This window comes from Mesorhizobium sp. WSM4810 (assembly GCF_055811235.1).
In genome coordinates this window covers 120,267-146,046 of sequence record NZ_JBVVQV010000017.1, presented here as the reverse complement: position 1 = coordinate 146,046, position 25,780 = coordinate 120,267, and the positions used below count along the sequence as shown (strand labels likewise).

General features: G+C 62.9%; 23 protein-coding genes and 1 pseudogene. 12 read left to right on the top strand and 12 right to left on the bottom strand.

Annotated elements, in window-relative coordinates; genetic code table 11:
- Positions 1-73: 73 nt before the first annotated feature.
- Together gltA and gltX are read right to left on the bottom strand one after the other, a co-directional pair.
- A complete protein-coding gene (gene gltA / locus AC0L3O_RS23245; protein ID WP_031255684.1) occupies positions 74-1,402 on the bottom strand; it encodes a citrate synthase in 1,329 nt (442 codons plus the stop codon).
- Between the two features lie 180 nt (positions 1,403-1,582).
- A complete protein-coding gene (gltX, locus tag AC0L3O_RS23240) occupies positions 1,583-3,007 on the bottom strand; it encodes a glutamate--tRNA ligase (RefSeq protein ID WP_128168159.1) in 1,425 nt (474 codons plus the stop codon).
- A 101-nt stretch (positions 3,008-3,108) separates the two neighbouring features.
- On the opposite strand from gltX, the gene AC0L3O_RS23235 reads away from it, so the two are divergent.
- A complete protein-coding gene (locus tag AC0L3O_RS23235) occupies positions 3,109-5,565 on the top strand; it encodes a ComEC/Rec2 family competence protein (RefSeq protein WP_473537174.1) in 2,457 nt (818 codons plus the stop codon).
- Here the strand turns inward: AC0L3O_RS23235 and lexA are convergent.
- The 6 genes from lexA to AC0L3O_RS23205 all read right to left on the bottom strand — a co-directional run bounded on the left by lexA (position 5,559) and on the right by AC0L3O_RS23205 (position 11,940).
- Entirely contained in the window at positions 5,559-6,311 is a 753-nt protein-coding gene (gene lexA / locus AC0L3O_RS23230) for a transcriptional repressor LexA (RefSeq protein WP_027151887.1), read from the bottom strand. The genes AC0L3O_RS23235 and lexA overlap by 7 nt on opposite strands.
- 104 nt (positions 6,312-6,415) lie before the next feature.
- Positions 6,416-7,621, bottom strand: coding sequence for a molybdopterin molybdotransferase MoeA (locus tag AC0L3O_RS23225; RefSeq protein WP_473537175.1), 1,206 nt, complete (start codon positions 7,619-7,621; stop codon positions 6,416-6,418).
- Positions 7,621-8,118 carry a cyclic pyranopterin monophosphate synthase MoaC gene (gene moaC / locus AC0L3O_RS23220; protein WP_023801237.1) on the bottom strand — a complete coding sequence of 166 codons (498 nt, stop codon included), beginning with the start codon at positions 8,116-8,118 and terminating at the stop codon, positions 7,621-7,623. Before moaC ends, AC0L3O_RS23225 begins: the two co-directional genes overlap by 1 nt.
- A 66-nt stretch (positions 8,119-8,184) precedes the next feature.
- Entirely contained in the window at positions 8,185-9,036 is an 852-nt protein-coding gene (gene trpC, locus AC0L3O_RS23215) for an indole-3-glycerol phosphate synthase TrpC (protein ID WP_287342388.1), read from the bottom strand.
- Positions 9,037-9,040: 4 nt separating this feature from the next.
- Entirely contained in the window at positions 9,041-10,051 is a 1,011-nt protein-coding gene (trpD, locus tag AC0L3O_RS23210; RefSeq protein WP_023801239.1) for an anthranilate phosphoribosyltransferase, read from the bottom strand.
- Positions 10,048-11,940, bottom strand: coding sequence for a SurA N-terminal domain-containing protein (locus tag AC0L3O_RS23205; RefSeq protein ID WP_128172421.1), 1,893 nt, complete (start codon positions 11,938-11,940; stop codon positions 10,048-10,050). The genes trpD and AC0L3O_RS23205 overlap by 4 nt, the downstream gene beginning before the upstream one ends.
- Before the next feature lie 146 nt (positions 11,941-12,086).
- Here AC0L3O_RS23205 and tpiA point away from each other — a divergent pair, with 146 nt between their 5' ends.
- The 8 genes from tpiA to AC0L3O_RS23165 all read left to right on the top strand — a co-directional run bounded on the left by tpiA (position 12,087) and on the right by AC0L3O_RS23165 (position 18,985).
- Positions 12,087-12,854 carry a triose-phosphate isomerase gene (tpiA, locus tag AC0L3O_RS23200; protein WP_091593810.1) on the top strand — a complete coding sequence of 256 codons (768 nt, stop codon included), beginning with the start codon at positions 12,087-12,089 and terminating at the stop codon, positions 12,852-12,854.
- 305 nt (positions 12,855-13,159) lie between these two features.
- Positions 13,160-13,618: a preprotein translocase subunit SecG gene (gene secG, locus AC0L3O_RS23195; protein ID WP_023801242.1), complete on the top strand. Its 459-nt coding sequence runs from the start codon at positions 13,160-13,162 to the stop codon at positions 13,616-13,618.
- Between the two features lie 211 nt (positions 13,619-13,829).
- Positions 13,830-14,942, top strand: coding sequence for a L,D-transpeptidase (locus AC0L3O_RS23190; RefSeq protein WP_473616727.1), 1,113 nt, complete (start codon positions 13,830-13,832; stop codon positions 14,940-14,942).
- Positions 14,943-15,079: 137 nt separating this feature from the next.
- Positions 15,080-16,717 (top strand): CTP synthase, encoded by a 1,638-nt coding sequence (locus AC0L3O_RS23185; RefSeq protein ID WP_084833810.1) that lies wholly within the window; start codon positions 15,080-15,082, stop codon positions 16,715-16,717.
- A gap of 33 nt (positions 16,718-16,750) precedes the next feature.
- The gene (locus tag AC0L3O_RS23180) at positions 16,751-17,290 is read left to right on the top strand and encodes a DUF1697 domain-containing protein (protein WP_128172422.1); all 540 of its coding nucleotides are present in this window, start codon (positions 16,751-16,753) and stop codon (positions 17,288-17,290) included.
- Positions 17,291-17,693: 403 nt separating this feature from the next.
- On the top strand, positions 17,694-17,945 hold the full coding sequence (locus AC0L3O_RS23175; protein WP_023798583.1) for a type II toxin-antitoxin system Phd/YefM family antitoxin: 252 nt from the start codon (positions 17,694-17,696) through the stop codon (positions 17,943-17,945).
- Complete coding sequence (locus tag AC0L3O_RS23170) at positions 17,942-18,376, top strand: type II toxin-antitoxin system VapC family toxin (RefSeq protein WP_128172423.1); 435 nt, start codon at positions 17,942-17,944, stop codon at positions 18,374-18,376. The genes AC0L3O_RS23175 and AC0L3O_RS23170 overlap by 4 nt, the downstream gene beginning before the upstream one ends.
- A 306-nt stretch (positions 18,377-18,682) precedes the next feature.
- Positions 18,683-18,985 carry a DUF982 domain-containing protein gene (locus AC0L3O_RS23165; protein WP_128172574.1) on the top strand — a complete coding sequence of 101 codons (303 nt, stop codon included), beginning with the start codon at positions 18,683-18,685 and terminating at the stop codon, positions 18,983-18,985.
- A gap of 72 nt (positions 18,986-19,057) precedes the next feature.
- Here AC0L3O_RS23165 and AC0L3O_RS23160 read toward each other — a convergent pair.
- Positions 19,058-19,240, bottom strand: a pseudogene (locus AC0L3O_RS23160) (winged helix-turn-helix domain-containing protein); the annotation flags it as partial.
- An 80-nt stretch (positions 19,241-19,320) separates the two neighbouring features.
- Positions 19,321-20,004 carry a TetR/AcrR family transcriptional regulator gene (locus AC0L3O_RS23155; RefSeq protein ID WP_473616725.1) on the bottom strand — a complete coding sequence of 228 codons (684 nt, stop codon included), beginning with the start codon at positions 20,002-20,004 and terminating at the stop codon, positions 19,321-19,323.
- Positions 20,005-20,135: 131 nt separating this feature from the next.
- Between AC0L3O_RS23155 and AC0L3O_RS23150 the strand changes: the two genes are divergently transcribed.
- From AC0L3O_RS23150 to AC0L3O_RS23140, 3 genes are read left to right on the top strand one after another with little or no spacing between them, the layout of a single operon-like run.
- A complete protein-coding gene (locus tag AC0L3O_RS23150) occupies positions 20,136-21,158 on the top strand; it encodes an efflux RND transporter periplasmic adaptor subunit (protein WP_128172424.1) in 1,023 nt (340 codons plus the stop codon).
- Between the two features lie 7 nt (positions 21,159-21,165).
- On the top strand, positions 21,166-22,407 hold the full coding sequence (locus tag AC0L3O_RS23145; protein ID WP_473616716.1) for an ABC transporter permease: 1,242 nt from the start codon (positions 21,166-21,168) through the stop codon (positions 22,405-22,407).
- The gene (locus AC0L3O_RS23140) at positions 22,404-23,075 is read left to right on the top strand and encodes an ABC transporter ATP-binding protein (RefSeq protein WP_023798577.1); all 672 of its coding nucleotides are present in this window, start codon (positions 22,404-22,406) and stop codon (positions 23,073-23,075) included. The genes AC0L3O_RS23145 and AC0L3O_RS23140 overlap by 4 nt, the downstream gene beginning before the upstream one ends.
- Positions 23,076-23,144: 69 nt before the next feature.
- Here AC0L3O_RS23140 and otsB read toward each other — a convergent pair whose 3' ends face one another.
- Together otsB and AC0L3O_RS23130 are read right to left on the bottom strand one after the other, a co-directional pair.
- Positions 23,145-23,906 carry a trehalose-phosphatase gene (gene otsB / locus AC0L3O_RS23135; RefSeq protein ID WP_128172426.1) on the bottom strand — a complete coding sequence of 254 codons (762 nt, stop codon included), beginning with the start codon at positions 23,904-23,906 and terminating at the stop codon, positions 23,145-23,147.
- On the bottom strand, positions 23,903-25,663 hold the full coding sequence (locus AC0L3O_RS23130) for an alpha,alpha-trehalose-phosphate synthase (UDP-forming) (RefSeq protein ID WP_023798575.1): 1,761 nt from the start codon (positions 25,661-25,663) through the stop codon (positions 23,903-23,905). Before AC0L3O_RS23130 ends, otsB begins: the two co-directional genes overlap by 4 nt.
- Positions 25,664-25,780 lie beyond the last annotated feature (117 nt).

Sequence of the window (25,780 nt, the reverse complement as noted above, 5' to 3'; positions counted from 1 at the left end):
TATTCACTATTCACTATTCACTATTCACTATTCACTATTCACTATTCACTATTCACTATTCACTATTCACTATTCACCGTTTAGCAATCGGCACGTAGTCGCGTTCCGGCGCACCTGTATAGAGCTGGCGCGGGCGGCCTATCTTCTGGTGCGGATCCTCGATCATCTCCTTCCACTGCGCGATCCAGCCGACGGTGCGGGCGACCGCGAACAGCACGGTGAACATGGTGGTGGGGAAGCCCAGCGCCTTCAGCGTGATGCCGGAATAGAAATCGACGTTCGGATAAAGCTTCTTCTCGATGAAATAGGAATCGGTCAGAGCAATCCTCTCCAGTTCCATGGCGATGTCGAGCAGCGGATCGTCCTTGATGCCGAGTTCGCCCAAAACCTCATGTGCGGTCTTCTGCATGATCTTGGCGCGTGGATCGTAGTTTTTGTAGACGCGATGGCCAAAGCCCATCAATCGGAACGGATCGTTCTTATCCTTGGCGCGGGCGATAAATTCCGGGATGTGGTCGACTTGGCCGATCTCGCCCAGCATGTTCAAGGCTGCCTCGTTGGCGCCGCCATGGGCCGGTCCCCACAGGCAGGCGATGCCGGCGGCGATGCAGGCGAACGGATTGGCGCCGGACGAGCCGGCGAGGCGAACGGTCGAGGTCGAGGCGTTCTGCTCGTGATCGGCGTGCAGGATGAAAATGCGCTCCATCGCACGCGCCAGCACCGGGTTGATCTTGTATTCCTCGCACGGCACGGCAAAGCACATATGCAGGAAGTTGGCCGCGAAATTCAGCTCGTTCTTGGGGTAAATGAAGGGCTGGCCGATGTGGTATTTGTAAGCCATCGCCGCGATCGTCGGCATCTTGGCGATCAGCCGCATCGATGCGACCATGCGCTGGTAGGGGTCCGAGATGTCGGTGGAATCGTGATAGAAAGCTGACAGCGCACCGACCACGCCGCACATCACCGCCATCGGGTGGGCGTCGCGGCGAAAGCCGGTGAAGAAGCGCGACATCTGCTCGTGCACCATGGTGTGGCGCGTGACCCGGTAGTCGAAATCGTCCTTCTGCGCCTTGGTCGGCAGTTCGCCGTAGAGCAGGAGATAACAGACTTCGAGGAAGTCGCCGTGCTCGGCCAACTGGTCGATCGGATAACCGCGATGCAAAAGGATGCCGGCATCGCCATCGATGAAGGTGATTTCCGACTCGCAACTTGCCGTCGAGGTGAAGCCGGGATCGTAGGTGAAGGCCCCGGTGGTGCTGTAAAGCGCGCCGATATCGATGACGTCAGGTCCGACCGAGCCGCTTCGCACCTTGAGTTCGTGAGTTTTGCCGCCGAATTCAAGTTTCGCGGTCGACGCGTGGGTTTTGCCGCCAAATTCCATTTTTGTCGCAGCTTCGGACATTGCAAACTCCTTTTTGTTTTCTCATGTCGGCAAAGGCAAAATTTCTGCAACGCAAAACGTCGAAAGTATCGGAGTTCGCGCGTTTGCGCCCGCAATTGGATTGCGTGCCAAATTGGGCCAAGACCTAATGTTGCACTGCGAAACCCACCTTTCAATGCCAATCTTCTTGGGCCAGTTTTGCTAATCGATTTGATCCGCGACGCGCGCCAGGCTTTCCTCGCGGCCAAGCACGGCAAGCACGTCGAACACGCCGGGCGAGGTGCTTTTGCCGGTTAGCGCGGCGCGCAAAGGTTGGGCCACTGCGCCAAGCTTATGGCCGCCGGCGAGCGCATATTCGCGGATCGCCGCTTCCGCCGCTGCGGCCGTCCAATCCCCTGAAATCGCCTTCAGCGCCGCATGGGCGCCCCGCAGGATCTCGCGCGCCTCGCCGCCGAGCAGCGCCGCCGCCTTCTCGTCGATCGGCAGCGGCCGCTCGGCAAACAGGAAGGCGGCACCGTCGACCAGCTCGACCAGCGTCTTGGCGCGCTCCTTCAAGCCGGGCAGGGCGGCCAGCAACTGCGCCTTGCGTGTGTCGTCGAGGCGCGCTGCGATCGCCGGGCCGCCTTCGAGATAGGGCAAGGTGTTGATGAAGATATCGAGCAATTCGGGCTCGTTCATGCGCCGCATATGCACGCCGTTCAGCGCCTCGAGCTTGGCGAAGTCGAAGCGGGCGGCCCCCTTGTTGACATCGCCGATGTCGAACCACGCAATCATGTCGGTGATCGATATGACCTCGTCGTCGCCGTGGCTCCAGCCGAGCCGCGCCAGGTAGTTGAGCAGTGCCTCGGGCAGATAGCCCATGGCGCGATAGGCTTCAACGCCGAGGGCGCCGTGCCGCTTCGACAGCTTGGCGCCGTCGGCGCCATGGATCAGCGGGATATGCGCCATTGACGGCACCTCCCAGCCCAAGGCTCGATAGATCACCATTTGGCGGGCGGCATTGGTCAGATGGTCGTCGCCGCGGATGATGTGGGTGATGCCCATGTCGTGGTCGTCGACGACGACGGCATGCATATAGGTCGGGTTGCCGTCCGAGCGCAGGATGATGAAATCGTCGAGGTCCTTGTTGGGGAAGCGGACTCCGCCCTGCACGCGGTCATGTACCACCGTCTCGCCTTCGGCCGGCGCCTTGATGCGGATCGCGCCCCTGGCGCCAACCGGTGCCTCTGACGGGTCGCGGTCGCGCCAGCGGCCGTCATAGCGGGGAGGCAAGCCCTTGGCCCGCGCACTCTCGCGCATCGCCTCCAGCTCGGCCGGCGTCGCATAGCAGTAATAGGCTTTGCCGAGGCGCACCAGCTCCTCGGCAACCGCGCGGTGGCGCGGCGCGCGCTCGAACTGGGATACCGGTTCGCCGTCCCAGGTGAGGCCGAGCCAGGAGAGCCCATCGAGGATGGCAGCGGTTGCCGCATCGGTCGAACGCTCGCGATCGGTGTCCTCGATGCGCAGCAGCATCTTGCCGCCAGTGTGTTTCGCATACAGCCAATTGAACAGCGCCGTGCGCGCCCCGCCAATATGCAGGAATCCGGTGGGCGAAGGGGCAAAACGGGTGACGACCTTGTCGGACATGGAACTCCTGGGCAAGCGCAGAAAACGGATGTGGTGCGCGGACTTTCGCGCGTCGCGCGTTCATGTAGCATAGGAGGTCGAGGGCGCAAGGGGCGAACCCTATGGCTGGACCAGGCCGCGGCGTGGACGACAGCGAGGGCGCGACCGCAAGCGTCAGCGAACGATCGCTGTTTGCCGACGTTCCTCACACTGAGTCGCTACCCGTTTCGCTGCCTGCGTCGCCGCTGAGCATCCAACCTCTTTCGCCGGATCGCCCGGCGCCGATACCGGCTTCAGCACCCGGCCCTGTCATTCGTTTTCGCCGACAGCTCAGCCATCTTTCACCATCCGGTGTCCGCAACAGCGTGGCCGCGGCAGCCGGCCTGGAACTCGACCGGGGCGTCGCCTTCCTGCTGGTGCCGGTTTTCCTGGCATGCGGGGTGATCGTCTATTTTTCGCTTGCCGTCGAACCGGACTTTGCCCAGCCCATCGCCGTCGTGGTCCTTACGGCATTGTGTGCGGCCGTCACGCGCTCACGCCGCAAAACGCACCTGTGCTTCATGGCAGCGTTGCTGTGCGCGCTTGGTGTGCTCGCCGCCAAGGTTGAAACCTGGCGCGCCGGAACGAAGATGCTCGGTTCGGAAATCCAGACCCGGCTGACCGGCCGTGTCGTCAGGCTCGACCAAATGGCGAACGGCCGGATCAGGCTGACCATCGATGTGATGTCGACCGCCCGGCCGACACTGCGTTATGCACCCGAACGTGTCAGGGTGTCGGCACGCAAGATTCCCGCTGAGATGACCGCAGGCTCGGTGGCAACCGGCTATGTGAGGCTTCTGCCTCCGACTGGCCCGGTCAGACCGGACAGCTTTGACTTTTCCTTTGACAGCTATTTCGCCGGTATCGGTGCCAGTGGCTTTTTCCTCGGCAGTCCAAAGATCGTCGTCTCCGAAGATGCACCGTTAACCGCACGCCTTTCTTCGTCGATCGAGAAGGCGCGCGAAACCATCGCCGACCATATCAGGGACAGCATCGGTGGTGCCGAGGGGGAGATTGCCGCTGCGCTGATCGTCGGCGTGCGTGCCGGCATCCCCGAAGAGATAAACGAATCGATGCGGCGCACCGGCATCTACCACATCATCTCCATTTCCGGCCTGCACATGGCGCTTGTCGCCGGCACCGTCATGGGATTGCTGCGCGGCGCCTTTGCGCTGTTTCCCGACTTTTCGTCGCGCCGGCCGGTCAAGAAATATGCGGCTGCTGCCGCACTCGTCTCCATCGCTGCCTATCTGATCTTTTCCGGTATCGTGGTCGCGGCTGAACGCAGCTTCATCATGCTGGCGGTAATGCTTGTCGCCGTGCTGTTCGACCGGGCGGCACTCACCATGCGCAACCTGGCGATTTCGGCCATCGCCGTTATCGTCGTGTCGCCGCACGAGGTGGTCGGCGCAAGCTTCCAGATGTCGTTCGCCGCGACTGCGGCTCTCGTGGGCGCCTATGCCGGTTGGTCCGACTATCGTGCCGACAAGGCCAAGGCGCCGCGACAGCGACGGTCACCGGTCGCTTTCGTCACGCGCAAGCTCGTCGCCGGGGCAGGCACCATCGCAATGACGTCCATCATTGCCGGCAGCGCCACCGCGCTCTTCGCCATCTGGCACTTCCAGCGCGTCTCGCCGCTCAGCCTGTTCGCCAATCTGGCCGTCATGCCGATCGTCACGATCGTCATGTTCCTGGCCGTCCTCAGCGCCTTGGCAATGCCTTTCGGCCTCGACGGCCCTTTCCTCTACATGATGGGCAAGGGCCTGACGGCGATGATTGCAATTTCGGGATGGATCTCGGAGCGTTCGCCGGTCGATGCAGTCGGCCTGATTTCGTTGCAATCGGTTCTGCTGGTGACGGTCGCCCTGGTCATCGCCACGATGGCGACGACATGGCTGCGACTTGCGGCACTTCCCTTTGCGCTCGCCGGCCTGCTGACGATTTCCGAGACGCGCACCCCCGACGTGCTGATCTCGGAGGATGCGCATCTGGTGGCGCTGCCGATCGGCGGCGGCGAACTTGCCGTCAACCGGATGCGTTCGAACGAATTCACCACCGACAACTGGAAACATGCGCTGGTTTCAACAACGATCGTCGAGCCGGAGACATTCGAAAAAGGAGATGTGCGGTTCGACATCGCCGACCCGGCCGACCTGCCACCGGGAGCGCCTTTCACCTGCACTGCCGGCCTGTGCTTGGCCCGGCATCCGTCCGGCGCGCTCATTGCGCTCGCCGACAACCGCAAAACCGCGCGGCCGGCCTGTGCCTTTGCGGATTTGATCGTCATCGACGATGCCACAGCCTATTACAAACCCTGCCGCAACCCGCTGGTTCTCGTCGTCACCAAACGGCAGCTCGCTCGCATGGGCAGTGCCGCCGTCTTCTTCGATCCGCTATCGGCGACGACGCGCGCAGAAATCCGTTTTGCCGTCAGACAGCCATACAGGCCCTGGCATGAGCAGCGGCGGTTTTCGCGCGAGGCGAGGGGCCTGCCGCCATACCTCAGGGCCGAGAAACCCAAGAAGCCTGCCGTTCAGTAACGCCGGATCAGTCCGACGAGCTTGCCCTGCACCTTGACCCGGTCCGGCCCGAAGATGCGCGTCTCGTAGGCCGGATTGGCGGCTTCCAGTGCGATCGAGGCACCTTTGCGGCGGAATCGCTTCAGCGTCGCTTCCTCCTCGTCGACCAGAGCGACAATGATCTCGCCAGGCTGGGCGGTGTCGGCGTTGCGGATGATGACCGTGTCGCCGTCGAAGATGCCGGCCTCGATCATCGAATCACCCTTGACCTCCAGCGCGTAGTGCGTGCCGCCGGTGATCATGTCCGGTGGCACCGAGATCGAATGCGTCTGGTGCTGGATGGCGTCGATCGGCACACCGGCAGCGATGCGGCCCATCACCGGTATGGAGACGGTGGCAACGACGTCGTCGTCATTGCCGGCCGCACGCATGCGCGAAGGCGCCGGCTTGATCTGCCGTCCGAGGCCGCCCTGTCCAAGGCCGCCTTGCCCAAGGCTGCCTTGAATGACGCTCGGCGAGAATTTGCGCGCCGCATTGAGGCCCGGCGCGATCGAATCGGGCAGGCGCAGCACCTCCAGCGCGCGGGCGCGGTTGGGCAGGCGGCGAATGAAACCGCGTTCCTCCAGCGCCGTGATCAGCCGGTGGATCCCCGATTTGGAGGCGAGGTCGAGCGCTTCCTTCATCTCATCGAACGAGGGCGGAATGCCGCTTTCCTTCAGCCGCTCGTGGATGAACATCAGCAGTTCATGTTGTTTGCGTGTCAGCATCGCGACCCCCAACAGAATCAGAAAAACAAACCCAGAACAAACACTATCTGTTCCATTTGTGTTCCGCAACCATTTAAAGTTTAATGAATGTGTTGACGCTTTGTTCAGCGTAGCATCAGCACGCTGCAGGCGGCGCCCGCTGCGGCCGCGGGAGCGAATGGCTCGCGCACGACCAGTCCGTTGGCGTCGGCCAGCATTCTGAGCATCGAGGAATCCTGGATACTGAACGGCGTTGCCTCAAGCGTGCCGGCTTCTTCCTTCACCACCGCGCGTACATAGTCCTGTCTGAGATCGTTGGCCGGCATGGCGGCGCCAAGCCGCGCCTGACGCATGTCCTGGCGGAAAGCGCGGCCGCCGAGCCGCGCCAGCAGCGGCTTCAGAAAGAGCTGCGTGCAGACCAGGCTGGCCACCGGATTGCCGGGCAGGCCGATGCAGCGGATGTCGCCCAGCCGCCCGAACATCAGTGGCTTGCCGGGCCGCATGGCGATTTTCCAGAAATCGAGCGCCATGCCTTCACCGGTCAGCACGTCATGGACGAGGTCGTGGTCGCCGACCGAGGCGCCGCCCAGCGTAACGATGACGTCCGCGCCTGCGGCGACGGCTTTTTTCACCAGCGCGGCGATCGCCTCCTTGCGGTCGGGGGCGATGCCGAGATCGAGTGCGCAGGCGCCGACCGAGCGGGCCGCGGCGGCGACGCCATAGGCATTGGAGGAGATGATCTGGTCGGGGCCAAGGTCGCTGCCCGGCGGCAGCAATTCGTCGCCGGTGGCGATGATGGCGACCAGCGGCCGTTTCACCACGCTGACCTGTTGGTGGTTGGCCGATGCCGCCAGCGACAATGCCGCCGGATCAAGCAGGCGGCCTTTCTCCAGCAGCGCGTCGCCCTGCGAGAAATCGAGCCCGAGGCGGCGGATGTTGCGGCCTTCAACCGTCGGCGCGGTCACTTCGACGATGCCGCCGCCGAGGTCGCGGACATTCTCCTGGATGACGATGGTGTCGGCGCCAGCGGGAAGCGGCGCGCCGGTGAAGATGCGCACGGCCTGCGCCGGGCCGACTGTCCCGGCAAAGCCGCGTCCGGCCGGCGCCATGCCGATCACCGAAAGTCTCGCGGGCACGGAGGCGACATCGTCGGCCCGCACGGCATAGCCGTCCATGGCCGACGCGTTGAATGGCGGCTGGGTGCGGAGCGCGATGAGCGGCTCCGCCAGCACGCGGTCGGCGGCGTCCATCAGGGCGACGCTTTCAGCCTGCAAGGGCGCAGCGTCCTCAAGCAGGTGCTCGAGCGCCTGGGCGACCGCAAGCAGCGCCATTATCGGCCTGCCCCCTGGGCGTCCGCCTTGTAGTCGCCGGATTTGCCGCCGGTCTTTTCCATCAGCCTGATGTTGGAGATCGCCATGCCGCGGTCGACCGCCTTGGCCATATCATAGATGGTCAGGCAGGCGACCGAGACGGCAGTCAGCGCTTCCATCTCGACGCCGGTCTTGCCGGTGACGCGGGCCAGCGCCGTGACCTTCAGACCGGGCAGCTTCGCGTCCGGTTCGATATCTACCGATATCTTGGTCAACAGCAGCGGGTGGCAGAGCGGGATCAGCTCATGCGTCCTCTTGGCCGCCATGATGCCGGCGATGCGCGCCGTGCCCAGCACGTCGCCTTTCCTGGCATCGCCGTCCAGAATCATTTTCAGCGTTTCGGGCCGCATCGAGACAAGACCTTCGGCGATCGCCGTGCGCGTCGTCTCCGCCTTGTCGCCGACATCGACCATATTGGCTTCGCCTTCCGCGCCAAGATGGGTGAGGGCGGCCGACATCGTCAGGTCACCCTGGAGCGACGTCCGTCCGTTTGGACGCACAAAGCACGCTCTAACGCTTTGTATCTATGCATCATGCTCTCCGAAAAGCGATTCCGACTTTCGGGCAGATGCATTGGCGGGCGCCTTGCCCGTCAAAAGCAGGTGCGTCGCAGTGGCCACGTCCAGTTGCCGCATCAGGCTCTCGCCGACGAGGAAAGTGCCAATGTCGCTCCGTTCCAGCCTGCGGCAGTCCTGGTGCGAGAAAATACCGCTCTCGCTGACCAGCAGCCGGTCGGCCGGCACCATCGCCGCGAGCCGCTCCGATGTCTCGATGCTGGTTTCGAATGTCCGGAGATTGCGGTTGTTGATGCCGATCAGCCGCGACGACAGTTTCAGCGCGCGTTCCGTCTCGGCCTCGTCATGCACCTCGACCAGCGCGTCCATGCCGAGCTCGAAAGCCGTCGTTTCGAGTTCCCTGGCTACGGCGTCATCGACGCTCGCCATGATGATCAGGATGGCGTCCGCGCCCCACGCACGGGCCTCGAACACCTGATAGGGCTCGAACAGAAAATCCTTGCGCAAAGCCGGCAATGTCACGGCGCTGCGCGCATCGGTGAGGAATTCAGGCGCCCCTTGGAAAGACGGCGCATCGGTCAGCACCGACAGGCAGGCAGCCCCACCTTTGGCATATGCCTGGGCCAGCGCCGGCGGATCGAAATCGGCGCGGATCAGGCCCTTGGACGGGCTCGCCTTCTTGATCTCGGCGATCAGCGCGAAACTGCCGGATTTGCGTTTGGCTTCAAGGGCCGAGAGAAAGCCGCGCGGTGCATCGGTAGCCCTCGCCCGTGCCTTGATTTCGGCAAACGGCACCCGTGCCTTCGCCGCCGCGATCTCGTCGCGCTTGTAGGCTTCGATCTTGCGCAGGATATCAGACACGGCGCTATCCGTTTGAAATCTCGACCAGCCGGTCAAGCACCTTTAGCGCCCGGCCGCTGTCGATGGCTTGCGCCGCCGTCGCCATGCCATCGGCAAGCGTCGTCGCCTTTCCCGCCACCACCAGTCCGGCGCCGGCGTTCATCAGCACCGTATCGCGAAAGGCGCCGGCAGCGCCGCCCAGCATGTCGCGCAGCGCCTGGGCGTTGTAGGCGGCATCGCCGCCGCGCAACTCGTCCTTGGTATGCCGCTTCAGCCCGACCGCTTCCGGGGTCAGCGTAAAGCTGCGGATCTCGCCGCCGACCAGTTCGGCGACCTGGGTTTCGCCGGTGGTGGTGATCTCGTCATAGCCGTCGCCATGGGCGACCCAGGCGTGGTCGGCGCCCAGTGCCTTCAACGTCTCGGCCACCGGCATGATCCATTCCGGCAAGAAGACGCCAACCATCTGCCTGACGACACCAGCCGGATTGGAGAGCGGGCCAAGCAGGTTGAAGATTGTGCGGGTGCCGAGCTCGGCGCGGATCGGGCCGACATGCTTCATCGCCGGATGATGCGCCGGTGCGAACATGAAGCCGACGCCTGCGTCGTGGATGCAGCGGCCGATCGTTTCCGGCGGGATGTCGAGCTTGACGCCAAGCGCGGTCAGCACGTCGGCGGCGCCGGTCTGCGAGGACAGTCCGCGATTGCCGTGCTTGGCCACCGGCACGCCGCAGGCGGCGATGACGAACGCGGATGCGGTCGAGATGTTGACGCTGTGCGAATTGTCGCCGCCGGTGCCGACGATGTCGATGGCGCCAGCCGGCGCGTCGACGCGCAGCATCTTGGCGCGCATGGTGGCGACGGCGCCGGAAATCTCGCTCACAGTCTCGCCGCGCACGCGCAGCGCCATCAGGAAGCCGCCGATCTGGCCGGGCGTAGCGTCGCCCGACATGATGATGTCGAAGGCATCGCGCGCTTCCTCGAAGGAAAGGGAGCTGCCAGCGGCGACCTTGGCGATATGGGTCTTGAGCGCGCTCATCTTGTCAGGGCTTGGGCAACGGCGGTTTGGTCGATGCGAACGTCATATTGCGTCTGCAGCTGCGCCACCAACTGGTCGAGAAGGTCGTCGGACATGCCGGCGGTGAACGATTTCTGCTCGTCGTCCGGCACCGAGCTGGCGTCGGCTCCGGCAGGCTCGAACACTTCGGCAATCCTGAACAGGATCTGTCCGTCGCCGGTGGGCGAGGGGATCAATCCGGTCCCGCCTTCGCCTTCGCCGAACATCGCAGCCGCCCCTTCCTTGCCGAAATCGGCGTCGTCCGCCCCGCGCTTGACGCCGCGCTTGGTCTGCTTCTCAAGCTTGAGCTCGCTCGCGATCACGTCGAGCGTAGTGCCGGCCTCGAGACGCTTTTCGAGCTCCTGCGCTTTTGCGGTGAGCCGCTTGGTCGTTTCCGCCGCCGTCCAGTCGGCCACCACCTTCTGGCGGACTTCATCCAGCGTGCGGTCGCGGGCCGGCGTGACCGAATCCACCTCGTAGAACACGAAGCCGTTGTTGGCAGTGGTGAGGTCGGGATTCTCGGTGCCGGGTTCGGCATCGAACACCGCCTTGATCAGCTCCGGCGATTCCGGCAGATCCTTGACGATGGCGCCGTCCGGCCTCAGGCCGGTGCGATCGATCGCGTCGACGGTGACGACCTTCAGCTTCAGTTTTTCGGCCGCTTGCTCGAGCGTGCTGCCCGAAGCGCGGCTGTCTTCGTAACTGTCATGCACGTCGAGCAGAATGCGGCTTGCCTCGCCCAGCGCCAGGTCCTTGCGGATGTCGGCGGCCACTTCGGCCAGCGGCTTCACCACTTCGGGCTTGATCTCGGTGACGCGCAGCAGCACCGGACCGAAGGCGCCCTGAACGACCGGGCTGACTTCGTTGACGTTGAGCGCAAACGCCGCATCCGCCACCGCCTTATCGGCGATCTTGTCCTTGGACAGCGTGCCGAGCAGCGTGTCGGCCTGCGTCTTGCCCTCGGCGGCGACGAGTTTGTCGAATGTCGCGCCGGTCTTGAGTGAATCGAGCGCGGCCTTCGCGGCATCGGGCGTTTTGAACACGAGTTGTTCGATGGTGCGCGTTTCCGCCGTGGTGTAGCGCCCCTTGTTCTTGTTGTAGTCGTCGCTGACCTGCTGGTCGGTCACGGCACTCACATCCATGATGTCTTCCGGCTCGAGCCTGACATAGGAGAATTTGCGGTATTCGGGCGCCGCATAGGTCTTCTTGTTTTCCTCGAAATACGCCGAAAGCGTAGTGTCGGATGGCGCTTCGATCGGCTCGACCAGCGATTTCGGCAAGGTCAAATAGTCGATGGTGCGGTCTTCGCCACGATAAAGCGCGACCGCCTTCAAGAACGTATTCGGGGCCTTGACGCCGTCCGAAACCGCCTCGACGATCTGCTGGCGCACAGCCACCTGGGCGCGATTCCTGAGATAGTCTTCCGGCCGCATGCCGACCTGTTGCAGTATGTATTCGAAAGTCCTTCTGTCGAAGTTGCCGCCGGGACCCTTGAAGGCCGGGTCTTCATGCGTGAGTTGGGCCAGCCGGTCCTTGGACAGCCCAAGCCCGAGCTTGCGGGCCTGCTCATCGAGGACCGCGCCCGACACGAGTTGCGCCAGCACCTGGTTGTCGAGGCCGAGCGCCGTCGCCTGCTCGCGGCTGATGCGCTGGCCGAATTGCTGCGACATCACGCTGATCTGCCGGTCATAGGCCAGCCGATACTCGTTGATCGACACTTTGGTGCCGCCGGCCGTGACAACGGCGTCGTGGCCTGCAAAACCACCGACCATCTGTCCGGAAATGCCCCAGACGGCGAAGCTCAACACCAACAATATCAGCAGCGCTTTCGCGATCCAGGTCCCAGCCGCGCTTCTCAAGATACCAAGCATGGTCACTTCCGATTTTTTCGCGCATTTTCGCATGCGCCGAGTCTGAAACAAGCGCAATAGCGTCCTTCCGGCCCACTGTCGATTGCTTTGTGGGCTGAGTTTGGTAGTGAGGACGCAGCCGAATATTGCCCGGAGAAGCAAATCCCATGACGCCTGGAATCCGCCCGCTGGTCGCCGGCAACTGGAAAATGAACGGCACCAGCGCCTCACTCAACGAACTCAGGATGATCGGCAACGGCTTCATGAGCGGGCTCGATGCCGAGACCGAAGCGCTGGTCTGCGTTCCGGCGACGCTGCTTGCGCATGCCGCGGAGATCTTGTCGCGCACGCCGGTCCGGGCCGGGGGCGAGGATTGCCACAGCAAGGAGAGCGGCGCCCATACCGGCTGTATTTCGGCCGAGATGCTGAAAGATGCGGGCGCCAGTCACGTCATCGTCGGCCATTCCGAACGCCGCGCCGATCAAAACGAGGACGACGCCATTGTCCAGGCAAAGGCGTCCGCCGCGTGGCGCGCCGGGCTGGTTGCCATCATCTGCATCGGCGAGACGAGAGCCGAGCGCGAGGCGGGCGCCACGCTCGACGTGCTGTCGCGCCAGGTCGCCGGCTCGGTGCCGCCGAATGCAACGGCATCGAATACCGTCATCGCCTACGAGCCGGTATGGGCGATCGGCACGGGGCTGACGCCGACTGCCGCCGACGTTGCTGAGGCGCATGCGCATATTCGCGAAAAACTGTCGGAAAAGCTTGGCAGCGCAGCGGCAAAGATGCGTATCCTCTATGGCGGCTCGGTCAAGCCGTCGAACGCGGTCGAACTGCTGGGCGTAAAAAATGTCGACGGCGCGCTGGTCGGCGGCGCCAGCCTGAAGGCGGCGGACTTTCTCGGCATTGCCGAAGCCTATCGAAACATCTCCTAAAGCGCGTCGCGTTTGGCCGGCCTAATGCGACGCGCTTTAGGTTGTTGTTTTTACGCATGTCGTTATCGCAAAACCGCTGCACACCCTCGGGTCAGGCCCAAGGGCATGCTTTTGCGCGACATGCTTTAGCATCGAAAGGCTGTCGGGCACTTCGGATACTGTGCCGCAGCGGAAAATGTTGCAACGGCCGCATTGCTTCCCATATTCCGGCCACGGGCTTGGAATTGCCGTCAAAGCATTGTATTGAGCCGCCTCCAAATCACCGGTCGTATCTGCGGCCGCGCAAGGCTTTGCCAGGATAAATTATGGAAACCGTACTGATCGTCGTCCACCTAATGGTCGTGCTCGCTCTTGTCGGCGTGGTGCTGCTGCAGCGCTCCGAAGGCGGGGGCCTCGGCATCGGCGGCGGATCGGGCTTCATGACCGCGCGCGGTGCCGCCAACGCGCTGACGCGGGCGACGGCGATCCTGGCGGCGGCGTTCTTCGCCACCTCGCTGACCTTGTCGATCGTCGCCCGTTACGGCGAGAAGCCGATCGACATTCTCGATCGCGTGCCTGTGACGAACGGCGGGGGCGGCGTGCTCAACCAGTTGCCTGGCACCACGACGCCGACACCGCCGTCCGGCAATACGGCGCCAACGCCGCCTTCCGGCAATGATGCCGCAGCCCCGGCCCCCGCTGCACCGCCAGCGGCGGGAGCGACCACGCCGCCGGCCACAAACGGCGCCACCCAGCCAGTAACGCCGCAGGTTCCAAACCAGTAATCAGCAGACGTCTGGCGCCGCGATCTGTTGTTGTTTGAACACAGTCGCGGCAAATGCCGCACGATCGCGAGGATTCGACCGGGCGCGGCACGCCAGGGCGCTTGAGGCGTCTCCGATTAATCGATTATAGATTGCGCGCGGCACATTCGGGGTCCTTGGGGGACGCCGGGCAACGCCGTGGCAACAAGCATTGAACGATCGGATCTTCGCCATGCAGCTTCGCAGCTTCATTTTAGCCGGCCTTTGGGCCGTGCTCAGCCTTGGTGCGCCCGCTTACGCGGCCATGCCGGCGGGCAATTCGGCCCCTGCAATCACAACTGACGTCGTCAACGTCGCCGCCAAAAGCGACACGGCGCAACTCAAGCTCCTCAAGAAGAAAAAAGACCCAAGCGCGGCAGATCTTGCCCAGATCAGGAAGATCGAAGCCAAGATCGCGGCTGACAAGCAGGCTGCTCGAGTAAAGGCGATCGAGGCAAGGAAGCTGGCGATGCGCGAGGCGGCCAAAGCCAAGTCGGACGCGGAACGGCAGGCGTATCTTGCCAGGAAGGGCCTCGCCAAGAAGGATAAGTCCGCTGGCAAGGCCAGGCTGGCCGATGCCAGGCCGGTCAAGATCATCGACCCGATTCAACCCATCGCAGCAATCCAGTCGGCCGAGGCCATTCCCGCCGAGGCCATGAACGTCGCGCTGACCGGCAACAACGGCGAATTGCGCAGCGAGCCGGTCGGACAGAAGCCCCAGCGCGTCGGGCTGTTCGCCGGCCTGTTCGGCGGCACGTCCTCGTCGATGTCGCTGCTCCCCGAGACCCGCGCCCTCGATGCCGCGCTCGCCAGCAAGGAAGCCAGGAAGCAGTTCAAGGTGAAGCCGGAGTTCGTGCCGCAAGAGGTCGAATTCACCGGCTACAGCCCCGGCACCATCGTCATCGATACGAGTGCGCGCCGTCTCTATCTCGTCGAATCCTCCTGGACCGCCCGCCGTTATGCGATTGCGGTCGGTCGTGACGGCCTGCAGTTCAAGGGCACGGTCGCCGTCGGCGACAAGCAGGAATGGCCCCGCTGGATCCCGACGCTCGACATGCAGAAGCGTGAGCCGAAGAATTACGGCCGGTACAAGGACGGCATGCCCGGCGGCGGCGATAACCCGCTCGGCGCGCGCGCCATCTATCTCTACGACGGCAGGAAGGACACCCATCTGCGCATTCACGGCACCATTGCGCCGCAGTCGATCGGGACGAGCTCCTCCAACGGCTGTTTCCGCATGATCAACGAGCACGTCATGGACCTTTATCGCAGGGTGAAAGTGGGCACCAAGGTCGTCATCATCTGACGCCTTGGCGGGTCAAACAAAAGGGCCGGCCTCGCCGGCCCTTTTGTTTTGGTTCGAGCATCACCAGGGCGCCTTCTTGGGAAAAAGCCTTCGCGGCGGTTTTTTCTCTGGCGGAATCAATTCGGCCGCGTTAAGCGATGACTCCCATGGCGCGATATGTATTCATCACAGGCGGCGTGGTTTCCTCACTCGGAAAAGGCATCGCTGCAGCGGCCCTTGGGGCTCTCTTGCAGGCGCGAGGCTATCGCGCGCGCATCAAGAAGCTTGATCCCTATCTCAATGTCGATCCCGGCACGATGTCGCCATACCAGCATGGCGAAGTCTTCGTGACGGATGACGGCGCCGAGACCGATCTCGATCTTGGCCATTATGAGCGGTTCACCGGCCGCTCGGCCAACCAGCAGGACAACATCACCACGGGCCGCATCTACAAGAATATCATCGAGCGGGAGCGACGCGGCGACTATCTTGGCGCCACCGTGCAGGTCATTCCGCATGTCACCGACGAGATCAAGAATTTCATTCTCAACGGCAATGACGACTATGACTTCGTCCTGTGCGAGATCGGCGGCACCGTCGGCGACATCGAGGCGATGCCGTTTCTGGAGGCGATCCGCCAACTTGGCAACGACCTGCCGCGCAACAACGCCGTCTACGTGCACCTGACGCTGATGCCCTATATTCCAACGGCGGGCGAATTGAAGACCAAGCCGACCCAGCATTCGGTCAAGGAATTGCGCGGCATCGGCATCGCGCCCGACATCCTGCTGGTCCGCGCCGACCGCCCCATCCCCAGGGAAGAGCGCCGCAAACTGTCGCTGTTCTGCAATGTGCGCGAGAGCGCGGTCATCCAGGCGCTCGACGTGCCGCACATCTACGACGTGCCGATGGCCTATCACAATGAAGGGCTGGATTCGGAAGTGCTCGCCGCTTTCGGCATCGACCCGGCGCCGAAGCCGCGGATGGAGCCGTGGCAAGCGGTGTCCAAACGCATCCACAACCCGGAGGGCGAGGTGACCATCGCCGTCGTCGGCAAATATACCGGCCTCAAGGACGCCTACAAATCGCTGATCGAGGCGCTGTCGCATGGCGGTCTCGCCAACCGCGTCAAGGTCAAGCTCGACTGGATCGAGAGCGAGATATTCGAGAAAGAAGACCCGGCGCCGTGGCTGGAAAAGGTCCACGGCATTCTGGTCCCCGGCGGTTTTGGCGAGCGCGGCGCGGAAGGCAAAATCCTTGCAGCGAAGTTCGCCCGCGAGCGAAAAGTGCCGTATTTCGGCATCTGCTTCGGCATGCAGATGGCCTGCATCGAGGCAGCGCGTTCGCTGGCCGGCGTCAATCATGCCTCGTCGACCGAATTCGGTCCGACCGAGGAACCGGTCGTCGGCCTGATGACGGAATGGCTGAAAGGCAACATGCTGGAGAAGCGCAGGGAAACCGGCGATCTCGGCGGCACCATGCGGCTGGGTGCCTATCAGGCGGACCTCGCCAGGGGCTCGAAGATCGCCGAGATCTATGGCGACACGCAGATTTCCGAGCGCCACCGCCACCGCTACGAGGTCAATGTCGACTACAAGGAGCGGCTCGAGGATTGCGGGCTGGTTTTTGCCGGCATGTCGCCGGACGGCGTGCTGCCGGAAACGGTCGAATATCCCGACCATCCCTGGTTCATCGGCGTGCAATATCATCCCGAGCTGAAAAGCCGGCCGCTTGACCCGCACCCGCTGTTTGCCAGCTTCATCGAGGCAGCGGTGGAGCAGAGCCGCTTGGTCTAAATCGACAGGCTATCGTGAGATATCCGGGCTAGCATGCAAACCTACGTCGCTCTGCTTTACAGCATCGTCCTGGGCGAGGGGCGGCGTGTCGTCATGTCCGATCTCAGGGCCATGACAGAAGGCCTGGGCCTGAACAACCCGCGCACGCTGGTGGCGACCGGCAATCTGGTTTTCGAGACGAAAGAAACAGAGATTGCCGTGCTGGAGCGCCGATTGGAGACGGCGTTCCAAAAGACCTTCGGCCGCCATGTCGACATCATCGTGCGCCGCGCGGATGACTGGTTGAAGCTTGCGGCCGGCAATCCGTTTCCCGCCGAATCGGCTGCCGCCGCGGATCAGGTAGCGGTGCGCGTGATGCGCAAGCCCGTTCCCGCTGAGGCCGTCGCGGCGCTGGAGGCCTATATCGGCAAGGATGAGCGGATGCAGGCCGTCGGCGGCGACATCTGGATCTTCTTTTCGCGCGAGACGCCAAGCTCGCGGCTTGTGGCGGCGATAAGCCATAAACGGCTCGGCATCGGCACCTCGCGCAATTGGAACACCGTGCGCAGGCTGGCCGAGATGGTCGGCGGATAGGGCTTCCCCTTCTCCCAGGGAGAGTATAGCGACGGGGAGAAAGACGCCTTCGCCAAAGATTTCGCCAATCTGCAGCGCTGCAGAAAGGGGCGCCGATGTAGCGGCCAGCACCCTTCTCCCCGTCACTATACGGGGAGAAGGTGCCGGCAGGCGGATGAGGGGCGGCGCCGACATCGACACCCCAGGACAACTCCACCTCCGGGAAATCGCCTCAGGTGGCGCTGCCCCTCATTGCCCTGCCGGGCATTTCTCCCCGTATAGAGACGGGGAGAAAGACGCCTTCACAAAAGATTTCGCCAATGATCGCGTTTCGGAATGGCCTGTTCTCCGGGAAGTGTCCACTTGTAATAGACGATGGATTTGCTAAATGTAGTTGCGTGCAACCACAATGGAGGCAACAGCAGTGAAACACATCAACATTCGCGAAGCCAAGGCCACTTTGACGGCTCTCGTCGATGCCGCCGAGGCCGGCGAACCGATCACGATCACGAGGCACGGCAAGCCAGTGGCCGCTATCGTTCCGATCGAAGAAGCGAGGAAGATTTACCCCGAGAAGCCCAGCCTTGCGGAATACCTGCTGTCGTTCCCCGGTTGGCCCGAGGGCTTCGAACCGGAGCGCGACCGCACCCAGCAAAGCCGCGAGGTTAACCTTTGACCTCATACCTTTTCGACACCTCGGTGCTGTCGGCGACCGCGCCGGGAAAGCCTCCGCTGCCCCCGAATGCGGCAGCTTGGCTATTGCAGCAGACGGGCAACTTGTTTGTGCCTGCCTTTGCCCTCCACGAACTTCGGAGAGGCATCGCCAAGCTCGACCGCTCGGGTGCAACAGCGAAGGCTCTGACGCTAATGGCGTGGCTGCAGGGCATCATGACGGACTACAGCGCGGAAATCTTGCCGATCGATGCGGCGGTGGCGTTGGAGGCAGGCCTCATGGAAGACGCCGCCACAGCCGCAGGGAGTCATCCAGGGCTGGCTGACATTCTCATCGCCGCGACCGCTAAAGCGAACTCCTTGACGCTCCTGACTGGGAACCTGAGACACTTCCAGCCCTTAGGAGTTCCTTGCCTCGATCCACTGACGCTTTGACGGAGAAGAGATCCTAAAGGGGTCTGCTGCGGCTAGCCAAATCCGGCTGCGTAATCCGCATACCTCAAATGCGGGATGAGCGCGTCCAGGCTCCGTCTCGGGATAATTGAAGTCCCAATGCGGCGGCGGGCAACGGTTCGTCACATGCTTGTCACGTTTGGTGATTCGATTTCGGTCGCGTGATGTGAAAGACTTCGTTTTTGGCCCGACTTTTTTCACCATCGGGCCCTGTTTGCCGGAAACCACATGGTCAACAGTGAGTTTAAAGGTTCGATCAGGCACATAGCGATCGACCGGGAGGAAACAATGGATCGCCTGCAATTCTTTACGCCTGTGCGTATTTCGCGCGGGCAGGAAAGTCCTGCCGAAGAAATTGATAGCGTAGCCGAAGCGATGGAGTTCTTGCGTAGATGGCCAGTCGGCCGGCGTGGGCCAGTCTACCAATGCGCGGTAAATTGCTGCTCCGCGGCTCTGGCTGGCGGGATGTCGGCAGAGGAAGCAAGGAAGGCTTTTACCGGCTTCGCCCGCATCACGCGCTTGCTCGACGAAGACATGGCTCTGCCGATAGGCGGCGGCAATGTTGATAGCGTGCATGCGCTGAGGCGATGAACATTCCTGTTTGACCCCTGCCAGTAACTTGACCCTGCCAAGAACTCGGCAAAGTCACGGCACCTCGAAAGGTCACTGCACCTCGACCCGGGTAGCGAAGACGTAGCCGGCGCCCCGCTCGGTGACAATGAGTTTCGGCTCGCTCGGGTTGACCTCGAGCTTGCGGCGCAGTCGCAATATCTGCACATCGATACTGCGGTCAAACACCTCTTCGTCGTGACTCCTGCTGGCGGCGAGAAGCTGCTCGCGGCTCATCTTTCACTGACCCCCTGATTTGGACTGCACCGGTATACGAGGCGCGGTGAATTGCTGCGCCGTGGCCCTGGCTCGGCGGCTCACGGGCCTGCTTCGAGGAAAGCCCGGGCAAAACCGGGTTGCGCTGCTTCTATCGTTCCATCGGGCAGCTTCAAAAGCCGGTCGATTGCGATGCCGTAGAGCCGCAGCCGGTCGTCGAGCAGCCGCCCCGCTTCGTCGATACTGCCCTGCTCGGCCTTCAGCAGGGCGCGGTGCATTACATCCCGAAAGATCAGCCGCAGCTGCAAGAACATCTCGGCGAAGGCTTCCGGGTGGGGCACATCGAAGATGCCTTCGTCACTGCCTTTCCTGAGCAGATCGGTGATTATCGGCATGGCCAATTCCCTGGCCGCCTGGTCGACCCGATGGAAGAGGGCAAGGTTCTCGGGCCGGAACAGGACGAAAAATGTCTTGCGCATTTGCGGGGCAAGCTCGACGTTCAGCCGCCGCGAGCCGGCAAACAGGGCATTGAGCCGGCCAAGCCCATCGAGTGAGGGATCGTTGAGCACCGGCTGCAGCTCGGCGAAGCTGTCGCGGGCGAGACGTGTGGCGAGCGCCTCCAGCAGGGCCTCTTTCGATGCGAAATAGTGGTAGAACGCGCCCTTCGACAGGCCGGCCTCGCGGATGATGTCGTTCACCGTCGTGTTGTCGTAGCCGCGCTCGAAGAAAAGCCGCTGGGCGCAGTCGAGGAGCTCGGCGGATCGTATCTCCGGCGGCTTTATCACTCGGGGCAAATCGAACCTCACAAAGTGCAGGTGGAGCAAGAGGAGCACGAACCGGAGCTTTATGCAACTTTTATAGACCGACGGTCGGTCTAGTGCTATTATCTGTCACCGCAGGACATTCGGATTCGATCATGAAGGAGAGTCCCTTGCGACGGATACGCTGGACGGCCAGCATCATTGTCGCGGCCGCGGCTGCTTTCGGCGCCTGGTATCTTTGGCAACCGGCCAAGGTTTCGCTGGTGACGCCACAGCGCGCTGACGCAGCGGAAATCGTTTACGCGAGTGGCTCCGTCGAACCGCAAACCTGGGCCAAGGTAACTCCCGTGGTTCGCGAAAGGATCGTCGAGCAATGCAATTGCGAGGGGTCGAGGGTTGCGCAAGGCGACGTGCTCGCCAGGCTCGACGACAGCGAGGCCCGGGCCGTGCTTGGCGAGCTCGAAGCGCGTCAAGCGCTTGCCCAGGAAGAGCTCCGGCGGCTGACGGTGCTTGCCGAAAGGCGTGCGGCGAGCCAGCAGGCTCTCGATCGTGCACAGAGCGAGCTCGGCCAGATCGAAGCGCTGGTCGCCGGACAGAAGGCGCGACTTGACTCCTACGTCTTACGCGCGCCAAGCGCCGGCGTCGTGCTCAGGCAGGACGGCGAGGTGGGCGAGGTCGCCGAGCTCGGCACGGTGTTATTCTGGGTCGGCGAGCCGAGGCCGCTCCTGGTGGTCGCCGAGGTCAACGAGGAGGACATACCCCGGGTCGAGGTCGGCCAGCGCGCGCTGCTTAAATCCGACGCGTTCCCCCAGCAGAACCTGGAAGCGGTGGTCGACAGCATCACACCCAAGGGCGATCCGGTGACGAAGACCTATCGCGTCCGTTTCCGCCTGCCGGACGATACGCCGCTTCGTATCGGCATGTCGACCGACGTGAACATCGTCATCCGCGTTTCGAAAAATGCGCTGTTGATCCCATCCGTTGCTGTAGACGGGAATAAGGTGTTCGTCGTCGAAGCCGACAAGGCCTGGCGACGTGAAATCCGAACCGGCATTCGCGGCACCAATGGCATCGAGGTTCTGTCGGGGCTCGATGAGAAGGCCCGCGTCGTCTCGCCCTATCCCGCCGACCTCACCGACGGCGCGCGCGTGAACATTACCGGCGCCCAGGAGCGATGAAGCAACGATGCCGCTCATCTTCGACATCGCCCTCACGCACATTGCCGGCCGCGGTCGTCAGACGCTGGTTGCCGTGATCGGCGTTGCGGTCGGTGTCGGATTCTCGATCGCCATGGCGGCGCTGATGCAGGGTGGGCAGGACGATTTCGTCAGGCAGCTCGTCGATACGATGCCGCATGTCGACATCACCGACGAGCAGCGCACAGCCCGCCGTCAACCGGCCGAGGATGCTTTTGCGACTGTCGCGATTTCCGGGCTCAGACCGCGTGACGATCGCCGCGGCATCATCAACCCGACCGCCGCGACCTCCTGGCTGGAGAGCTGGATTCCCGGCCGGTTCGCGGCAAGCCTCAAAACGCAGGGTGTGATCCGCTTTTCCAGCCGCGAAGTCGGCGCGGCGATCATTGGCATCGAACCGGAGCGCGAGTCCGGCGTGTCGCCGATTGTCGGAAACTTCGTCGAAGGCAGCTTTTCGGCGCTTGCCGCGGGCGGCAACAACGTACTCATCGGCGACACGATGGCGAGCCGGCTCGGCGCCGGGTTCGGCGACACGATAACGGCGGTTTCTGCCGAGGGACTGTCGCGGAACTTCAAGATCGCCGGCCTGTTCCACACCGGCACCACCGCGCGCGACGAAGGCGAGGCCTATGTGCTTCTGAAAAACGCGCAGATCCTCTCGGCCCGTCCGAACGCCATCAACGAGATCCGCATCAAGCTCGACGATCCTGACCGCGCTCCGGCGGTGGCGCAGCGTGCCGAGGCCGAACTGGGCTACAAGGCGGTGGCGTGGCAGGAGGCCAATGAATCGATCCTCGAAGCGCTCGTCGTACGCAACGTCATCATGTACACCGTTGTCGGCGCGATCATGCTGGTCGCTGGCTTCGGCATCTACAACATCATCTCCACCATCACGCACGAAAAGGCGCGCGACATCGCCATCATGAAGTCGCTTGGCTTCCCGGAGTCCGACATGCGCCGGCTCTTTCTGCTGGAAGGCGTCGCGATCGGCGCTGCCGGCTCCGTGCTCGGCGGGCTGCTCGGCGTCTCCATGACCTATGCGCTGTCGCTGGTGGGTTTCGAGATCGCCGCGACCGGCCAGGAGATGACCCGGCTGCCGATCGCCTGGAGCTTGATGCACTACGTCATCGCGTCGGCCTTCGCGCTGGGCTCGGCGGCAGTGGCCGGCTACCTGCCGGCGCGTCGTGCGGCGCGCCTGAACCCCGTCGAGATCATCAGAGGCGCGTCATGAGCGCACTCATCGAGACCGAGAAACTGACCCGCGTGTTGCCCGAGACGGTTCCCGTCACGCTGGTCAAGGACATCACGCTGGCGATCAACAAAAGGGAATTCGTCGCCGTCACCGGTCCCTCCGGCTCCGGAAAATCGTCATTGCTCTACCTGCTCGGTCTGCTCGACCGGCCGACCGCCGGGACGTTGACAATAGGCGGCCGCGATGCCGAGCCGATGAATGAAAGGGAGCGCGCGCGGACCAGGCTTTCGATGCTGGGCTTCGTGTTCCAGTTTCATTTTCTGCTGCCGGAGTTCACGGCGCGCGAAAATGTCGAAATCCCAATGCGCAAGCTTGGCCGGCTGGCGCGGCCTCAGATGCGGGAACGGGCCGGGGAACTGCTTTCATCCCTGGGGCTCGGCGAACATCTCGACAAGCGGCCCGACCAGCTCTCTGGCGGCCAGCGTCAGCGCGTCGCGGTGGCGCGCTCGCTCGCCAACGACCCGCCGCTTATCCTCGCCGATGAGCCGACGGGGAGCCTCGACAGCAAGAGCTCGGAGCAAGTCTTCGCAATTCTTGAGAATCTGGTGCGCGAGCGCGGCAAGACCGTCGTGGCAGTTACGCATGATCTCGACATGGCGGCGCGCATGGATCGCCGCATTCACATCGTGGACGGGAAGATCGGCTGAACCGGAACCAATCGGCGTTGATGGGATTAGCCATGGCGCGAGCCTGTCTGATGATCACCGGGATCGCGATCAGGACACCCACGCCGCGCCGAAATTGGCCTCGAGCCAGGCTATTGCCTGGGTCACGTCGTCCAGAACATAGCTTGCAGCCGTCGGTCCGCGCGGCTTCACGCGGATAGAGATGCCGTTGCCCTCGTTTATTGCCTCGAAACCGTTTTCGTCCGAAGTGTCATCTCCGAGGAATACGGGCCGCCGGCCGGCAAAGGGCTGGATTTCCATGAAACGCCGGATGGCAGCTCCTTTGACGGCTTCCAGCGGCATGAGTTCCACGCCAGCGTTTCCGGCAATCACGCGGTACCCCCGCGGAAGCTGCGTCAATGCTTGTTCGACAAGCTGCGTTGCCCGGGCAAGCAGTTGCGGCGCAGCGCGGGTATGGATGGCCAAGACTGGCCCCTTGCGCTCGACATAGACCTTGCGTCCACCCAGTTCGGCCTCAATCTCGTCGGCAAGAGCCGCGATATCCGCCGGAGCGTCGGCAAGGTCGACTTGACCGTCCGCCGTTAACCGATGCTCGAGGCCGTATAGCCCGGCAACGCGCAGTTTCAGGGGATGAAACAATCTGTCCGCGGCAGTGACCGAACGCCCGGTGATGAAGGCGAGGGCGCCGCCCAGCCCTCGCTCTATATTTCCGAGAAGCTGACGCAGTTCATCACCGACGAACACAGCGTCGGGATGAGCGGCATGTTCCAGCAAGGTGCCGTCGATATCGAGAAAAAGCGCCCATTGCCCTTCCGGCAGGTCGGGGGCCAGCGGCAGTCGTAGGTCCGTCACGACGCCGCCTTTCGTGCCCGCTCGAAGATGGAAACGACGTTGTTGCTGTTGGATGGCCGCTCGCCGTTGCCGGTCACCCCGCGTTTGCGAAGGCGCGCAGCGTCCAAGAGCATGCTGCCGGCCCAGCGATACACATTATTGTCGCGGATCATCTCGCGCATGGGCCGCATGCGCTCGCGCTGCTCGTCCGGCGTCATGGTCAGCGCCTGCAGCAGCGCCTCGCCCATCATGGTCGCATCATAGGGGTTGACGATCAGTGCCTCCAGCAGTTCGCGCGAAGCGCCGGCAAAGGTGCTGAGCAGCAGCACGCCCTGTTCGTCGTCGCGCGCCGCGACGAATTCCTTGGCCACCAGGTTCATGCCGTCATGCAGGCTGGTGACCATGCATATGTCGGCGGCGCGATAGATCTCGTAGACCTGCTCCTGCGAATGATGTTCGGCGAGCATCAGGACGGGACTGTAGTTGTCGCTGCCGTAGCGCTGGTTGAGCTCTTCGGCAGAGCGATGGCATTCGTCATGAAGTTGCTGGTAGGCCGGCAATGTGCCCCGGCTCGGCGCCGCGACCTGCAGGAAAACCACTTTGCCTACCCATTCGGGATATCGCGTGAACAATTCGTCCAAGGCGTGAAAGCGATCGGGAATGCCTTTGGTGTAGTCGAGGCGCTCGACGCCGACGCACAGTTTGACGTTCGCAGGCAGCCCGAATCTTTGGCGCACACGGGCACGGCATTCCTCGACGGCCGGCAATCTTGCCAGCAGTTCGGCCGGCCATTCTATGGAGATGGGGTAAGCGTGGACCAGAGTCGTTTGCCCGCCATAGGAGATCGCCGCGTCCGCCCGTTCTATCCGGCTTTCCAGGATGCGATCGACGCTCTCGGTGAAATTATTGGCATGAAACTGCGTATGGAAGCCGATGATGGAGCTGCCGAGCAAACCTTCCAGGATCCGTTCACGCCATGGACAGATGCTGTACACTTCCGAGTTCGGCCATGGGATATGCCAGAAAGTAATGATGATCGCCTCAGGCAGGCGCTCACGGATCATCCGCGGCAAGAGCGCGAAATGGTAGTCCTGGACCAGCACGATCGGCCGCTCGTTGCGCGCTTCGGCAACCACCGTGTCGGCGAACTTCCGGTTGACGGCTTCATAGGCCTGCCAGTCCGACGCCCGAAAAATCGGGCGGGTGAAGGCGATATGACAAAGCGGCCACAGGCCTTCATTGGCGAAGCCTAGATAATAGGCCTGGTATTCTTCCTCGCTCAGCCAGACCCTGCGCAGCGTGTAGGACGGATTGCCGGGCGGCACTTCAACCCGGTCGTTCTCATCGACGGTAAGACGGTCCGCTGTTCCGCCGCCATACGCAATCCAGGTGCCGGCACAGGCGCGGGTGATCGGCTCAAGTGCCGAAACCAGCCCGCTGGCCGGCACCAGGAGCTCGATGCCATCATTCCTGGTGTTGTGGATGTAGGGCTCCCGGTTGGATACGACGATCACCTGCGTCTCCGGCAGATCGTCGGCCAGGATCTTGCGCAAGGTGTCGGGCGACCATGTGATCAGCGCTGCATCGGCCGAGTGGCCATTCTTTTCAAACTCCCGCAGCACCGTGCGAGCCGCTTCCGAAGCCAGGTCATCGCCTGGGGAGGATGCGGCCGCAGGTATGTGGCGCCGGCGGGATATCGAGAACACCAGGGCAACAGCGGAAAGGCCAAGGCTTGCAATGATTAGAACCCAGAGTACCTCTGTGCCAAAGTCTGACATGGGAACAACGATCTTCTCCGGCCGGTCGGTGGCCCTTTTGATTGTTTTTCGAAACTCGCAGCCGCCAATCAGCTGCCGTGCGTCGGAACGCTCGGACGGGCCATCGGTTCCGCTAAT